The sequence below is a fragment of the Priestia sp. SRI_019 genome (assembly GCF_057586255.1).
In genome coordinates this window covers 705,825-721,047 of record NZ_JBYCZN010000001.1, presented here as the reverse complement: position 1 = coordinate 721,047, position 15,223 = coordinate 705,825, and the positions used below count along the sequence as shown (strand labels likewise).

Sequence of the window (15,223 nt, the reverse complement as noted above, 5' to 3'; positions counted from 1 at the left end):
GGGAACACACAGTGTTCCCTATACGGTCAAACCCTTACTTTTTAACTTGGTTCATTACTTCTTCAGCGAAGTTGTCTTGACGTTTCTCAATACCTTCTCCTACTTCAAAACGAACGAAGCTTTCAACAGTAGCGCCTTTGCTCTCAACGAACTGACGTACTTTTTGATCAGGATTTTTAACAAATGTTTGATCTAGTAAGCAAATATCTTCGAAGAATTTGCCAAGGCGACCTTCAACCATTTTTGCAACGATTTTTTCTGGTTTGCCTTCGTTTAATGCTTGTTGAGTTAATACTTCGCGCTCACGCTCAGTTTCTTCAGCAGAAACTTGGTCACGAGAGATGTATTTAGGGTTGATTGCAGCGATGTGCATAGCAACGTCTTTTGCAACAGCTTCTTCAGTTGTACCAGATAATACTGTTAACACACCGATACGTCCGCCAGCATGTAGGTAAGCACCGAATGCATCAGCATCAGTTTTTGTTGCTACAGCGAAACGACGTAGAGATAATTTTTCTCCGATTGTAGCGATTGCAGAGTTGATGTGTTCTTCAACAGTTGCACCGTTTTCCATTTTTTGAGTAGCAGCTTCAGCAGCGTCAGCTGGTTTGTTAGCTAAGATGTGAGCAGCTAATTCTTTTGTTAATTTTTGGAAACCTTCGTTTTTCGCAACGAAATCAGTTTCAGAGTTAACTTCTAAGATAACAGCTTCGTTACCTTGAGTTTCGATGTAAGTTAGACCTTCAGCAGCAATACGGTCTGATTTTTTAGCAGCTTTTGCAATACCTTTTTCACGTAAGAAATCGATTGCTTGCTCCATATCACCGTTAGTTTCAGTTAACGCTTTTTTACAATCCATCATACCAGCGCCAGTTTTTTCACGTAATTCTTTTACCATTTGAGCAGTAATTGCCATAATGTGTAGCCTCCTTGTTTGGGTATGTAATTAATGTATATAAATGGGTTAAATCTTTTCAAAAAAAGGTGATAAAAGGCTATTCCCTCTTATCACCTTTCACGGAATTAAGCAGTAGTTGTTTCAGTTTCAACTGCTGTTTCTTCACCTTGTTTAGCTTCTAGAATAGCATCAGCAACTTTAGAAGTTAAAAGTTTAACAGCACGAATTGCATCATCGTTTGCAGGGATTACATAGTCAATTTCGTCTGGATCACAGTTAGTGTCTACGATACCAACGATTGGAATGTGTAATTTTTTAGCTTCCGCTACTGCAATACGCTCTTTACGAGGATCAATGATGAATAATGCATCTGGAAGTTGTTTCATATCTTTAATGCCGCCTAAGAATTTTTCAAGACGCTCTAACTCTTTTTTAAGTTGAACTACTTCTTTCTTAGGTAGTACTTCGAAAGTACCGTCTTCTTGCATTTTTTCGATATCTTTTAAACGTTTGATACGTTTTTGGATAGTTGAGAAGTTAGTTAATGTACCACCTAACCAACGTTGGTTAACAAAGTACATACCAGCGCGAGCTGCTTCTTCTTTAACAGAATCTTGAGCTTGTTTTTTCGTACCTACGAATAAAACAGTACCGCCGTCTGCAGCTAATTCTTTAACGAATTTGTACGCTTCTTCTACTTTCTTAACTGTTTTTTGAAGATCGATAATGTAGATGCCGTTACGCTCAGTGAAGATGTATTTCTTCATCTTTGGGTTCCAACGGCGAGTTTGGTGACCGAAATGTACACCAGCTTCTAGTAATTGTTTCATTGAAATTACTGACATGTGTTTTTCCTCCTAATGGTTTTAAGTCTCCTCCGCTCATTTCATCTTCAGCCGAAACTACAAAAAGTAGCACCATCAACCGAATCAACAAGCGTGTGTAATAACACCAAAAACAAATATAGCACACTCCTTTTTCACAAGCAAGCGTTTCATTAAGTTTATTGATGAAATTTCAATAATAATTCAATTTCAGTTTTCCCTCTGTGTAAATGTTTTGCAATTTCTTCGATTGTTAAACCTTTTTCCTTTAAATAAACGGAAAATTCTTTTATCTCTTCACCTGACAAATCTTGAATTTGGTCTGTAGTTAATTCATCAAAAGGTGTGCGTATATGCTTCTGATTTTCTTCTATAGAAAGAAGTTCATGCAGCGACTGGGAAGGCTCACTTTTTAGATCCACCCTTTGAACAGGCACGTCTTCTTCATCTACCAAAGGTGATTTTACGCTGCTTTTTTCCACTTCCGAAGAAAGCGAAGTGGAACGCTCTCGAAGCTGCCTTAAAAACTGCTCGTTTTGTTCCTGAAATTCAGCAAGATACGAACTCATTGCAGCTTCCATTTTATTTATATTTTGCTGGTGCAAGCGTTCAATCCTTTTCACTTTGGTCACTTGCATATATAAAAGAATAATGCAAAACAGTGATAGACCATGAATTAAAAAACTAACTGTGAGTAAAAACCCCATCCTTCTACCTCTTCACTAAATTATTTTGCTTAAACTCGTACGCATTTTAAACAGCGCTTTCGAATGAATTTGAGAAATACGTGAAGTAGATAGCCCTAACAGCTGTGCGATTTCTGTAAAAGTCAGCTCTTCTTTATAGAATAATGAAACAACGAGCTGCTCTTTTTCATTTAGCTGCTCGATAACTTCAGCAAGCTCTTGATATCGTTCGTCGTTAATTAGCTCCTCTTCAGGAGAGAGCGTTTTTTCATCTTTAATCGTATATTTTTGCTCTCCATCTTCATACTCTTTCGGCTGTTCTTCCATTGATAACACGTTAGCTAAAAAGCCTTCGTTCATTGTATGAACAACGTCTGCTTCTGTCATGCCTACTTCTTTTGCAACCTCACTTGGTGCAACTCTGCGCAAGTATCTTTGTTCAAGTGCTTCTGTTGCTTGCTCAATCCTTTTCGTCTTTTCCCTTGCGCTTCTTGATAACCAATCTTCTTTGCGAAGCCCGTCTATTATCGCCCCTCGAATTCGAAAAGACGCATATGTATCAAACTTTAAGTCTCTACCGTAATCAAACTTTTCCAAAGCATCGTAAAGGCCGATTAACCCTAAACTACGAAGCTCTTCTTTATGAATATTCTTCGGCAGCCCCACGCTAATCCGCTGAACGTGATAGTTAACGAGCGGCATGTACTTTTTAACAAGCATGTTTCCTGCATGTGAGTCTCTCGTCTCTATCCATTCCTGCCAAATTTTATGTTCTTCAACTTCTTGTATACTTTTCAAGGGTCTTTCAACTCCTTTTTATAGCGCTATTAAACCGTCAGAGCGCGCTTTATATCGTTTTTATCCCTTCGTTAATCGTACGAACCTTTAAAATAGCCGTTTGAGGATCAAATTCAATTGTGCGTCCATTGTGTCCTCCTGTAGCTTTTGCTGCAATGTCTACACTGTTTCTATGCAGCTCTCTCTCTACTGCTTGAACATTTCGAAGGCCAATTCGCATGACATCATTTCTTGGTTCAAATTGAAACATCTGCGCGCCTCCTGCTATTTTTGCTTTTAACAATTTTCTATGTGCGCCTTGTTTAATCAACATATTTATCAAATCAAAAATGGCTGTATCTGCATATTTAGCTCTATTAAAAGGACATTTAGCCCCGCTTGAATCCGGAAGCATCACATGAGCGAGCCCAGCTACTGAGTGAACAGAGTCATAAACGACAACTCCTACACATGATCCTAATCCCGCTGTTCGAAGCACTGCAGGTGCATGTGTAACATTCATTTCGGCAATTCCTACCTTAATCACTTGTTTATCATCTCTCACGATTCTTCAACTCCTAGAACCTTCAGCGTGATATCCATTATTCGTTTGGCTCACTGGAGGTGGTCTTCTAAAGAGAGCACTTTAGGTAAATTTAGAAGAACAATTAAACGACTATCTACTTTAACGACTCCGTTTAAATATTCTACAGCTGTTCCTTCAACTGTTTCAGGCACTGAAGCAATTGTTTTTTCATCAATATCCACTACATCATTTGCCGCATCGACAATCAAACCTGCTTCTACATCATTAAGACGAACCATAATAATACGTGTCAGCTCATGGTTAAGCTTTTCTTGCAAGTTAAAACGAGTGCGCAAATCAATAATCGGTGTAATAACGCCGCGAAGATTAATAACACCTTTTACATATTCTTTCACTCCAGGAACGCGTGTTATGTGCTGAATCTTTTCAATCGACTGCACTTCTTCTACTGAGATTCCGTACTCCTCGTCTCCCAATTGAAACACAATAATTTTCATGCCTTTCTCCCTTTCTTTTTACAGCATTTGTTATTTGATCAAAGCGTTGCAATCAATGATAAGTGCTACTTGTCCATCGCCTAAAATCGTGGCTCCTGAAATAGCAAACACACCCGGCAGATAATGCCCTAAAGATTTTAAAACAATTTCCTGCTGACCGATAAAAGAATCAACAATTAGCCCGGCAGTCTTTTCTCCTTTTTTCACGATGACTACTGAATAATGATCGCCTTGTACTGAGTTAGGCACAGTGAATAGTTCTTTTAAATCAATAAGAGGAATAATGGCTCCTCGAAAGTCAATAACCTTTTGACCGTTTACATGCATGACCTCTTTCGGCTGAACAATAGCTGTTTCAATAATCGAAGAAAGCGGCAAGGCATAGCGCTCTTCACTCATTTGCACGAGTAAAGCAGAAATGATAGAAAGAGTGAGCGGCAGTTGAATAGAAAAACGCGAACCGTATCCTTCGTTAGAATCGATCGTTACAGAACCCCCTAACGATTCAATCGTGTTTTTCACAACATCTAAACCTACTCCTCGTCCGGAAACATCTGAAATTTGCTCAGCCGTCGAAAAGCCTGAAGCGAAAATGAGCTCATACACTTGTTTATCCGTCAGCGTTTCAGCTGTTTTTCCATCAATAATTCCTCTATCTAACGCTTTTTGCAGTACCTTTTCACGATTGATGCCCGCCCCGTCATCTTCTAAATCAATAAAGACATGATTTCCGCTATGATAAGCTTTAAGGCGAATCGTTCCCTTTTCATTCTTTCCGCTCTCTAAGCGTGCTTGAGGCATCTCAATTCCGTGGTCAACGGCATTTCTTAATAAGTGAACAAGCGGATCTCCAATTTCATCAATGACGGTTCGGTCCAGCTCTGTATCAGCTCCGACAATTTGAAGTTCAATTTGTTTCCCTAAATCTTTTGAAAGCTGTCTCACCATACGGGGAAAACGATTAAAAACGGTTTCTACAGGCACCATACGCATATTTAAAATAATCGTTTGCAAATCTCCAGAAATACGAGACATCCGCTCTACCGTTTCGTCTAATTCGCTATTATTCAATTCTTTTGATATTTGTTCTAACCTGCCTCTATCAATAACTAGCTCTTCAAACAAGTTCATGAGGCTGTCCAAACGGTCAATATTAACTCGAATCGTCTTGTTATTTGAGGGCTGTCTTTTCTCTTCAACAGGCGATTTAGAAGGTGCTGATACAGTAACTTCCTGTATGGCTGCTGCTACTTCTGCTGAAACAAGCTCCTCCATTTCTGTCTCCTTTTTTACGGGGACCGCAGCAATTTTCACACTTTCTACTTCAGAGACTTCCATAATGCTCGCCTGCAGCTTTTCTTGTGATTCATTTGTTACTAATATAACGATAAAAGATGATTCGAATTTTTCTTGTTCGATATCTTGAACAGTTGGCGCTGACTTAATAACGTCTCCTGCTTGCTCTAACACATCAAACACCATATACGCGCGTGCAGCTTTTAATAAGCAGGTGCGTTCAAGCTGTACGGTTATTTCAAACGCGTTAAATCCTTGGTCTGCCGTTTGGCTGAGCAGCGTTTGTACTAATTCATCGTACTCAATGGAAGAAGCTGCATGCTGTGCTACGGGTTCCTCTGCTACAATACGCTGCAGCTTTTGAACAAGCAATTTGACATCAAGCTGACCATCGCCGCCTTCAGAAATAGATTGAACCATTATTTCTAGCGCATCGACTGATTCAAACAAAGCATCAAGAACTTCCGTATGAACGTCGAGTTGGTGATTTCGAACAGCATCTAACACGTTTTCCATTTTGTGAGTTAATTGTGCTAAATCATCAAATCCCATTGTTGCAGACATACCTTTTAACGTATGAGCAGATCGAAAAATTTCGTTTACATAGCCAAGATCATCGGTATTTTTTTCAAAACGCATTAGCTGGTCATTAACGTTTTGAAGATGTTCCCTGCTTTCTTCAATAAACACTTCTAGATATTGATTCATATCCATCGTAACTTTCCCTCCTATTTCTGTGCGTAGCGAGAAATAAAGCTTCCAACGTTTCGCAGCGGTTCAATATAATCAACAAGTTTTGTAGAAACGGCTGATTTGGGCATCCCATAAATGACAGCTGTTTCTTCAGATTCAGCTAATATAAGCGCGTCTTTATTTTTCTTTAAATCAATAACACCTTCCGTCCCATCCGCCCCCATTCCTGTCAACACAATAGCAAGTTTTTGATAACCTGAAATTTTACTAATCGACTGAAACAAACGATCCACTGAGGGGCGATGTCCCTTTACAGGTGAAGAAGTGTCTAAACAAATGCTGAGCTGTCCTTTTTTCTCTACAACCGTCATGTGAAAACCTCCAGGCGCAATATAAGCACATCCTGAGCGAACGATTTCATTGTCTTTTGCTTCTTTCACTTCAATATCAGCTAGCTGATTTAGCCTAACCGCTAATGATTTTGTGAAATTTGGAGGCATATGCTGCACAATAAAAATAGGTGCGTTTATGTCTTTTGAAACAGTTGATAATACTTCTTGCAGCGCACGCGGTCCTCCAGTAGAAGTACCAATACAAATCATTTTGTTCACTTTCGTCCCCATCGGGAGGTTATATACACTGCTGTTTTGCACGTGCTGATGACTGCTTGAAAATATGTTGGCTTTACTAGCAAGCAAAAGTTTAGAGATAAGCTCGTCTTTCACTTTATGTAGGTCCAGCGAAATAGCTCCCGAAGGTTTAGCAACAAAATCAACTGCGCCGTACTGCATAGCGGTCAGCGTATTTTCAGCACCTTTTATTGTTGTACTCGATAACATGACAACAGGAAGGGGCTTCACATGCATGAGCTGTTTTAACATATCTAAGCCATTCATTTTGGGCATTTCGATATCCAGTGTCACAATATCTGGCGACAGCTCGAGCGCTTTTTTCAACCCTTCTTCACCGTTACGCGCGGTACCCACAACGTGAAAACGACTGTCACATGCTAAAAAATCGCCGATTAGCTTTCGCATAAATGCAGAATCATCTACAATAAGCACCTTTATTTCATTCACTCTAATTTCCTACCTTTCAAGAAAAAATCGTTTGAGGCGCCGAATAAACATTCCCTCGTTTTTAGCCGTTACCCTATTGTCTTGAGGAATAAGAATACTCACCATTTCTATTAGTGATATACTCGCTTTAGATGCTGGATTTTGAAGCAAAAAAGGCATTTGGCGATTGACCGCTTTCTGAACAGCTTGATCGTTTGGGACAATACCTAATAGAGAAATAGATATGTTCAAAAACTGCTGAACAGCTCGGTTAAATCGTTCATACGTCTCATTTCCTTCTTTGTCAGAAAGCGTTTTGTTAATAATAAGACGAACCGGTGCTGATACAGAATAGGAAGCTGCTAGCTTAATAGCAGCGTAGGCATCTGTTATAGATGTAGGTTCTGGTGTTGTAACCACGATCATTTCATCTACAGCTTTTAAAAGCTTAAGCACACTCTCTGACATGCCGGCTCCCATATCAAAAATCATATAATCATATTGATTTGTTAACGAATTCAATTCTTGTATTAAATGAGCAAGGTCTGATGGAGACCATTCAAATACAGAGGAAATTCCTGTTCCACCAGCCACATAAGCTAAATTCTGAGGACCTTTTTTAATAATTTGCTGGATGGAAAGCTTTTTTTCTAGCAAATCGACCATCGTATATGAAGCAGTTTGCCCAATCAAAATATCAATATTTCCCATCCCTATATCCATGTCAAAAAGAAGAACTCTTTGCTTTTGCTTCGTTAACGCAAGAGATAAGTTTAACGATAGATTTGACTTTCCAACCCCTCCTTTTCCGCTTAAAACGGCTATTGTTTTGCAATCTTTTAAAGAGTTTTGATTCTTTTTTAACACTTTTTCTCTTAAAACTGCTGCTTGATCATTCATCTTTCCAATCTCCAAACACATCGTCGATAAACATTTCTATTGTAAAAGGCGAAATATCTTCCGGTACATCCTGCCCATTTGTTGTAAAAGCAGCTCGCTGGCCGTAATGATACAGCATATTTAAAAGCGATCCTTTCCGCGTTGTTTCATCTCGCTTCGTAAAAATTAATTGGTCAACAGGTAGACTAGCAAAACGTTCGTAAACAGCTTTCATATCTGATACTTTTGACGTTAGTGCTAACACAAGAAACGTTTGCAAATCTTCTTGAAACGTAATAATTTTCTTTAAATCATTTACATATTGCTGTTCCAAAAAGTTACGGCCTGCTGTGTCAATAAAAATCACATCGTATGCTTCTGTTTCTAGCAAAGCTTTTTTAAAATCTGGTCCGTTATAACAAATCGTTAAAGGCGCATTCAAGATCGAAGCGTATGTCTTGAGCTGCTCAATCGCTGAAATTCTATACGTGTCAGTTGTAATAAATGCTATTTTTTGATTGTGTTCCAGGACACATTTTGCAGCCAATTTAGCAAGAGTTGTTGTTTTACCGACACCTGTTGGTCCTACTACACTTACATATTTTTTGAAAGGACCGCTCCATTCACTTACTTTAAACTGATTGACAAACCAGCTCTTCGTCCACTCCATAAGTTGGTTTGAGTTTGGGCGATGTAAGTAGTAGTACTCCAGCATAGGAGCCTCTATGCTTTTTAAAATAGCTTCGTCTATTTCTTGCAAATGCAAATAGGCAAACACATCCTCCGCTGCTTTTGGATATGAACCTGAAGAAACCTTTGGCATTTGATTCATTTGTGAGACAAGAGTATTTAACTCACTGAGCTGCTGCTTCATAAAAGATTGATTATCTTCCATACTGGGTTCTGGCGGCGACGAATTCTTCTTTACGCTCAGCTTTTCTACGGAATCGACAGCTGCCAATACTTCTATTTTTGCCTTAGTAAATAAGCCAAGAAACCCTCCTGTTCGAATTTGTTTTGAATGTAAAATAACCGCTTCCTCACCTAAATCTGAACGAATGGCTTTCATAGCTTGCGGCATAGATGCTACTACGTATTTTTTTACTTTCATCAGATATCCACCACTCCAACACTTTGAACTTCAACATTTGCTTCTAGCTCGTTATATGATAAAACTGCCATATGGGAAAAATACCGCTCAGTGATTTGGCGCACGTACATCCTCACCGCAGGAGAACATAACACAATTGGAGACTGTTCTTGAAAAGAAAGTGTTTCTGTTTGCTTGGCTATACTTTCTACGATAGCTTGTGAAACGTTAGGGTCTAGTGATAAATAATTCCCATGCTCTGTTTGTTGAACAGCTTCCGCCATCGTTTTTTCAACTTTTCCTGAAAGGGTAAGAACTCGAAGCAGACCTTCTTGGACCGTATATTGACTGGTAATTTGTCTTGCGAGCCCTTGCCGGACATATTCAGTTAACAAATCAGTGTCTGACGTCATTTTTCCGTAGTCGGCCAGCACCTCAAAAATAATGGGTAAATTTCGAATTGAGACGCTTTCTTTTAAAAGCTTTGCCAGTACCCTTTGAATGTCTCCAACGGAAAGAGGATTAGGCGTTACTTCCTCAATTAAAATAGGATACGTTTCTTTTGTGTGATCGATTAGTTGCTTTGTCTCCTGCCTTCCAATCAGCTCATGTGCATACGATTTTATAACTTCTGTTATGTGCGTAGACACAACCGAGGGTGGGTCAACAACGGTATACCCGAACATCTCAGCCTGCTCCTTCACCGACTCACTAATCCATTTTGCAGGCATCTTAAAAGCTGGCTCTAACGTATCAATTCCTTCAATCAAATCATCATCCATTCCCGGACTGATTGCTAAATAGTGATCGAGCAGCAGCTCCCCTTTTGCCACTTCATTGCCCTTTATTTTAAGACAGTATTCGTTGGGCTGAAGCTGAATGTTATCTCTGATGCGAACAACCGGAATGACTAATCCTAGCTCAAGTGCCAGCTGTCGCCTAATCATCACAATTCGATCGAGCAGATCGCCTCCTTGATTCGTATCAGCAAGCGGAATTAATGCATACCCAAATTCAAATTCAATTGGATCAACGCTTAATAGATTGACAACACTCTCCGGACTTTTCATTTCATTGTCTTCCATCTCTTCTTCAGTAGGCGCCATTTCTTCACGAACCGCCTGATGCTTAGCCCGAGACAAATAATAGCCTCCCACTCCTAACAAAATAGCAATAGGCATTGTAATAACATCATTAATTGGCGTAATTAAACCAAGAGCCGCAATCGTTCCTCCGGTTACATAAAGCATAACTGGAAAAGCAAACAGCTGCTGTGTAATATCTTCGCTCAAATTACCTGTTGAAGCAGCTCTAGTGACGATAATACCTGTCGCTGTTGAAATCATAAGGGCTGGAATTTGACTCACTAACCCATCGCCTACTGTTAACAAAGTAAAGGTTTGGGATGCTTCAGTGATGGACATTCCCATTTGCAGCATGCCGATAATAATCCCAAATAAGATATTAATAAGGGTAATGACAATCCCTGCAATGGCGTCACCTTTGACGAATTTACTGGCTCCATCCATTGCTCCATAAAAATCTGCTTCGCGCTGAATTTTTTCACGGCGGTCAATTGCTTGCTTTTCTGAAATCATACCTGCATTTAAATCTGCATCAATACTCATTTGTTTACCCGGCATCGCATCCAAGGTAAAGCGGGCGGCTACTTCAGAAACACGCTCCGCTCCTTTTGTAATAACGAGAAACTGAATGATAATTAAAATAATGAAGACAACAAAGCCCACTAAAGGATTGCCTCCAATAACGAAGTGGCCAAATGTTTCCACCACTCCGCCTGCTTCTCCTGTTCCTAAGATTGAACGTGTCGTCGATACATTCAAACCTAATCGAAACAGCGTAAGAACCAGCAGCAAAGACGGAAATACCGATAGCTCTAAAGGTTCTTTCATATTCATGGAAACGAGCAGTACAAGCAGCGCAAGAGAAATGTTAATCATGATTAAAATACTTAATAACCATGAAGGCAACGGAATAACAAGCATAACGATAATGAGTACAACACCTATAACAACTGGCAGTTCTCTTGCAGACATTAATTTTTCTCTCCTTACAATAGCGTAACGTTACATTTTATTTTGAATGCGGTATACGTAAGCTAATATTTCAGCGACCGCTTTAAAAAATTCTTCCGGCACCGCATCTCCTACTTTGGTTTGATCAAAAAGTGCTCTTGCTAGCGGGCGATTTTCTACCATGATGATTTCATGGCTTTTGGCAATTCCTTTAATCTTCTGAGCAATAAAATCTACGCCGCTGGCTACAACATAGGGAGCATCCATTTTTTCTTCATCATATTTTAAAGCAATGGCATAATGAGTGGGGTTTGTAATGATGACATCTGCTTTTGGAACTTCTTGCATCATGCGAGACATTGCCATTTCCCGCTGCTTTTGCTTTATTTTTGATTTGATTAGAGGATCCCCTTCAATGTTTTTATGCTCATCTTTGATATCTTGCTTTGACATTCGAATATTTTTCTCGAAATCAAACTTTTGGTACAAATAATCAAGCAGCGATAAAAATAAAAGCATAAGCGAGGCTGCAAGTCCCATTTGAAAAACAAGCTTAGACAGAACAATCAGCGAGTCCCCTATACTTTTTTGAGATAAATTTAATACATCTTCTATGTGAATCCATAAGATAAAAAACGTGACGGCTCCGATACACATAATTTTCAGCGTTGACTTGATTAGTTCTACCAGCGCTCTCATGGCAAAAATCCGTTTGGCTCCGCTAATAGGGTTAATCTTTTCTAACTTAGGCTGAAGAGCCTCCGTGGAAAAAAGAATACCAACCTGCATATAATTCGCTCCGAGCGCAGCAATAAAAGCTGCGAGCATCACAGGACCTGCTGCAAGAGCTATTGAAGGAAGAAGGTGCTTAAACATCGCAAATACGCGCTCTGCCGTCACTTCCTCAAGCATATACGTTTGAAAAGCTTCTCTTAACAACTTCATCATTTGCTGTAAAAACTGTTTGGCTCCAAACAAAAAATAAAGAAAAACCATTAAAAGGATGAGCGCAGTTGTAACGTCTTGACTTTTAGCTACCTGTCCTTTTTTTCTAGAGTCTTGCTTTTTTTTAGGTGTAGCTTTTTCCGTTTTTTCTCCCGCGAAAAATTGCAAATCAACTTTTACTAAAAACAAAGCTACACCCCTCCTAATATGCGAATCATCGCGCGCATCGCTTCTATCATTTGTTCAAATATGATTTGCATCATATAAAACATGCTCCCCATCACGACAATCAGCAAAATAAAGGCAACAATAATTTTTACCGGAAACCCCACTACGAAAATATTTAACTGCGGAACGGTTCTCGCGACAATTCCGAGCGCAATATCGACTAAAAATAATGAGCCTACCAAAGGCAAAGACATTTGAACAGCTACTAAAAACATCGATGAAAAAACAGTTATGATGTGTGTAGCAAATGCTTGGCTTCCCACAGGGAAAGCTACTTTGTCTAACGGAATAATTAAATAACTATTATAGATGCCGTCTATTAATAAATGATGTCCATTGGTCGATAATAAAAAGAGGAGAGCAAATACATATAAATATTGACCTAGTATCGGACTTTGCGCCCCTGTCTGCGGATCTATTACGTTGGCAATCGCAAACCCAACTTGAAAATCAATGAGACCTCCCGCAATTTGAATAGCCATAATAAATACATACGCAGTCAAACCAATAAACAACCCAACAGCACATTCTTTTACTACTAAAAGTACAAACTGTGCATCTAACGAAACGACGGGTAAATCAATCGTTGTCGCAATAATGACGGATAGCGTGGCAGACAAACCTACCTTATGAACTGCGGGAATCGTTTTGTATGAAAATAGCGGAACCGTAATAAAAAAAGACGTTACCCGCACTAGCACTAGTAAAAACGCGGGATAGGATAAGATCAACTGACTCATAGCTATCCTACGTACCGATACAGATTTGAAAAAATTTCATATGTAAATGAAATCATTTTTGATAACATCCACGGACCAAAAAATACAATCCCTACTAAGACCGCTACAATCTTAGGAACAAAAGCAAGAGTTTGCTCTTGAATTTGGGTAGTTGCTTGAAAAATACTAATAATGAGCCCAACTACAAGGGCCAGCAGCAATAAAGGACCAGATACAATTAGGATTGTATACACGCCTTTTTCTGCTAACGAAATGACAAATTCTCCATTCATTGTCTATCACCTATTGAAAACTTATTAATAATGATTTAACAACTAAATTCCAGCCGTCAACCAGTACAAATAGTAAAATTTTAAACGGGAGCGAAATCATAACGGGAGGAAGCATCATCATTCCCATAGACATCAGCACGCTTGCTATAATCATATCGATAATGAGAAAAGGAATAAAAATCATAAATCCAATTTGAAATGCTGTCTTTAGCTCACTGATTGCATAAGCCGGAACGAGCGCAGTTAAGGGAATATCTTGAACAGAGGATGGTTTATCTATATCCGCATATTCTAAAAAAAGAGCTAAATCTTTTTGTCTTGTATGAGCACTCATAAATTCTTTCATTGGTTCAGCTGCTTTTTCATAGGCTTGATTCAGCGTGATTTTTTCTTTTAAAAGCGGCTGAAGCGCCTGTTCATTTACCTGAGAAAAAGTTGGCGCCATAATAAAAAACGTTAAAAACAGCGATAAACCAACTAATATTTGATTAGGAGGCATTTGCTGTGTCCCGAGCGATGTACGTACAAATGACAGCACAATGACAATGCGTGTAAAGCAGGTCATCATAATTAAAATTCCAGGAGCTACCGAAAACACCGTCAGCAGCAACAAAAGCTGAACAGACGTGGAAATATTTGTAGGACTGCTCGAGTTAAAGAGGTTCATCACTTCATTCATCGTTCTTTTTGTTCCTTTCTAACTCTTTTAGTACGTTTTGCCTTTTTATTTTCATTTCATTCATTTCTCGCTGAAAAAGCTGTTGAAAAGAATGACTGGATTTCTCTTCTTTTTTAGAAGTCAATTTTTCTAAAAAAGACGGTAGTACGACTTTATATTCGCTCTCGTTTTTCTGTTGTTCCTCATACTGCGTGAGCAGCTGCTGTTTCTCTTGCCCCGTAATTTCTGAAAGAAGCTGCACATTTTCACCTACTCCAATGATTAAAAGCTGATCTCCAACTTTGACTACTTGTACAGATTTGCTGCTTCCAACATTTGTACCCCCCAGGTTTTGTACTATTTTATTTTTTTGCAGCAGCCTTCCTTTTTTATTGACAAATTTTAAGAGTGCAAAAAGCAGCCCAATTACAAGTAAAAACGCGAATATCATCTTCATAATATCTCCAGCTGAGAGCGTAGGCGTCCCCTGGAGTGCAGTTTTTTCTTTTGAATCAGCACTCTCACTTTCTAAACACTTCTCCGTTTTTTCCAAACATTCTTTTACCGATGCAGATCCACTTTCTGCATAGACGATTTGATTTGATCCTGCTAATACGCTTATTAACAGCGCAGCAATTACGAACTTTCGCAGCAATGTCTGCCACCTCTTACTTCAACATAGTATAAGATTAGCGGGAAAGCCCCGCCAATCTGTTGTTTATCCAATTGCTTTTGAAATTGCCTCTAATACACGATCTGCTTGAAAAGGCTTAACGATAAAATCTTTTGCCCCTGCTTGAATCGCATCAATCACCATTGCCTGCTGGCCCATGGCTGAACACATAATCACCTTAGCATCACTTTTTATGCTTTTAATTTCTTTTAAGGCCGTAATTCCATCCATTTCAGGCATTGTAATATCCATTGTGACAAGGTCCGGTGCATGCTCTTTAAATAACTCCACAGCCTGCTGGCCGTCTGCCGCTTCCGCTACTACTTCATATCCATTTTTCGTTAAAATATCTTTGATCATCATGCGCATGAATGCAGCATCATCTACAATTAAAATTCGGTTTCCCATCTCTACTCCTCCTAAAAA

The 15,223-nt window shown here is 39.2% G+C and carries 17 protein-coding genes; all 17 read right to left on the bottom strand.

What is annotated here, in order from left to right; genetic code table 11:
- Positions 1–34: 34 nt before the first annotated feature.
- Positions 35–916, bottom strand: coding sequence for a translation elongation factor Ts (gene tsf / locus AC2YJL_RS03730; RefSeq protein ID WP_013058849.1), 882 nt, complete (start codon positions 914–916; stop codon positions 35–37).
- 107 nt (positions 917–1,023) lie between these two features.
- Entirely contained in the window at positions 1,024–1,743 is a 720-nt protein-coding gene (gene rpsB / locus AC2YJL_RS03725; RefSeq protein ID WP_013058850.1) for a 30S ribosomal protein S2, read from the bottom strand.
- Positions 1,744–1,901: 158 nt separating this feature from the next.
- A complete protein-coding gene (locus AC2YJL_RS03720) occupies positions 1,902–2,429 on the bottom strand; it encodes a hypothetical protein (protein ID WP_195695995.1) in 528 nt (175 codons plus the stop codon).
- Between the two features lie 15 nt (positions 2,430–2,444).
- A complete protein-coding gene (locus AC2YJL_RS03715; RefSeq protein ID WP_025750299.1) occupies positions 2,445–3,206 on the bottom strand; it encodes a FliA/WhiG family RNA polymerase sigma factor in 762 nt (253 codons plus the stop codon).
- Positions 3,207–3,255: 49 nt separating this feature from the next.
- Positions 3,256–3,750, bottom strand: coding sequence for a chemotaxis protein CheD (locus AC2YJL_RS03710; RefSeq protein WP_025750300.1), 495 nt, complete (start codon positions 3,748–3,750; stop codon positions 3,256–3,258).
- Positions 3,751–3,800: 50 nt separating this feature from the next.
- Positions 3,801–4,229, bottom strand: a complete 429-nt coding sequence (locus tag AC2YJL_RS03705; RefSeq protein ID WP_195695994.1) for a chemotaxis protein CheW — start codon at positions 4,227–4,229, stop codon at positions 3,801–3,803.
- 30 nt (positions 4,230–4,259) lie between these two features.
- On the bottom strand, positions 4,260–6,239 hold the full coding sequence (locus AC2YJL_RS03700) for a chemotaxis protein CheA (protein WP_251568406.1): 1,980 nt from the start codon (positions 6,237–6,239) through the stop codon (positions 4,260–4,262).
- Between the two features lie 14 nt (positions 6,240–6,253).
- The gene (locus tag AC2YJL_RS03695; protein ID WP_195695992.1) at positions 6,254–7,297 is read right to left on the bottom strand and encodes a protein-glutamate methylesterase/protein-glutamine glutaminase; all 1,044 of its coding nucleotides are present in this window, start codon (positions 7,295–7,297) and stop codon (positions 6,254–6,256) included.
- 9 nt (positions 7,298–7,306) lie between these two features.
- A complete protein-coding gene (locus AC2YJL_RS03690; RefSeq protein WP_251568405.1) occupies positions 7,307–8,176 on the bottom strand; it encodes a MinD/ParA family protein in 870 nt (289 codons plus the stop codon).
- The gene (locus AC2YJL_RS03685; protein WP_251568403.1) at positions 8,169–9,266 is read right to left on the bottom strand and encodes a flagellar biosynthesis protein FlhF; all 1,098 of its coding nucleotides are present in this window, start codon (positions 9,264–9,266) and stop codon (positions 8,169–8,171) included. The genes AC2YJL_RS03690 and AC2YJL_RS03685 overlap by 8 nt, the downstream gene beginning before the upstream one ends.
- Complete coding sequence (gene flhA, locus AC2YJL_RS03680) at positions 9,266–11,302, bottom strand: flagellar biosynthesis protein FlhA (protein WP_195695990.1); 2,037 nt, start codon at positions 11,300–11,302, stop codon at positions 9,266–9,268. Before flhA ends, AC2YJL_RS03685 begins: the two co-directional genes overlap by 1 nt.
- A 30-nt stretch (positions 11,303–11,332) precedes the next feature.
- Positions 11,333–12,415, bottom strand: a complete 1,083-nt coding sequence (gene flhB / locus AC2YJL_RS03675; RefSeq protein WP_050689634.1) for a flagellar biosynthesis protein FlhB — start codon at positions 12,413–12,415, stop codon at positions 11,333–11,335.
- A gap of 2 nt (positions 12,416–12,417) precedes the next feature.
- Positions 12,418–13,194, bottom strand: a complete 777-nt coding sequence (fliR, locus tag AC2YJL_RS03670) for a flagellar biosynthetic protein FliR (RefSeq protein WP_050689635.1) — start codon at positions 13,192–13,194, stop codon at positions 12,418–12,420.
- Between the two features lie 2 nt (positions 13,195–13,196).
- A complete protein-coding gene (fliQ, locus tag AC2YJL_RS03665) occupies positions 13,197–13,466 on the bottom strand; it encodes a flagellar biosynthesis protein FliQ (RefSeq protein WP_016765390.1) in 270 nt (89 codons plus the stop codon).
- A gap of 10 nt (positions 13,467–13,476) precedes the next feature.
- Complete coding sequence (gene fliP / locus AC2YJL_RS03660; protein ID WP_013084783.1) at positions 13,477–14,145, bottom strand: flagellar type III secretion system pore protein FliP; 669 nt, start codon at positions 14,143–14,145, stop codon at positions 13,477–13,479.
- Entirely contained in the window at positions 14,138–14,779 is a 642-nt protein-coding gene (locus tag AC2YJL_RS03655; protein WP_230933500.1) for a flagellar biosynthetic protein FliO, read from the bottom strand. Before AC2YJL_RS03655 ends, fliP begins: the two co-directional genes overlap by 8 nt.
- Positions 14,780–14,842: 63 nt before the next feature.
- Positions 14,843–15,205 carry a response regulator gene (locus AC2YJL_RS03650; RefSeq protein ID WP_028410821.1) on the bottom strand — a complete coding sequence of 121 codons (363 nt, stop codon included), beginning with the start codon at positions 15,203–15,205 and terminating at the stop codon, positions 14,843–14,845.
- Positions 15,206–15,223 lie beyond the last annotated feature (18 nt).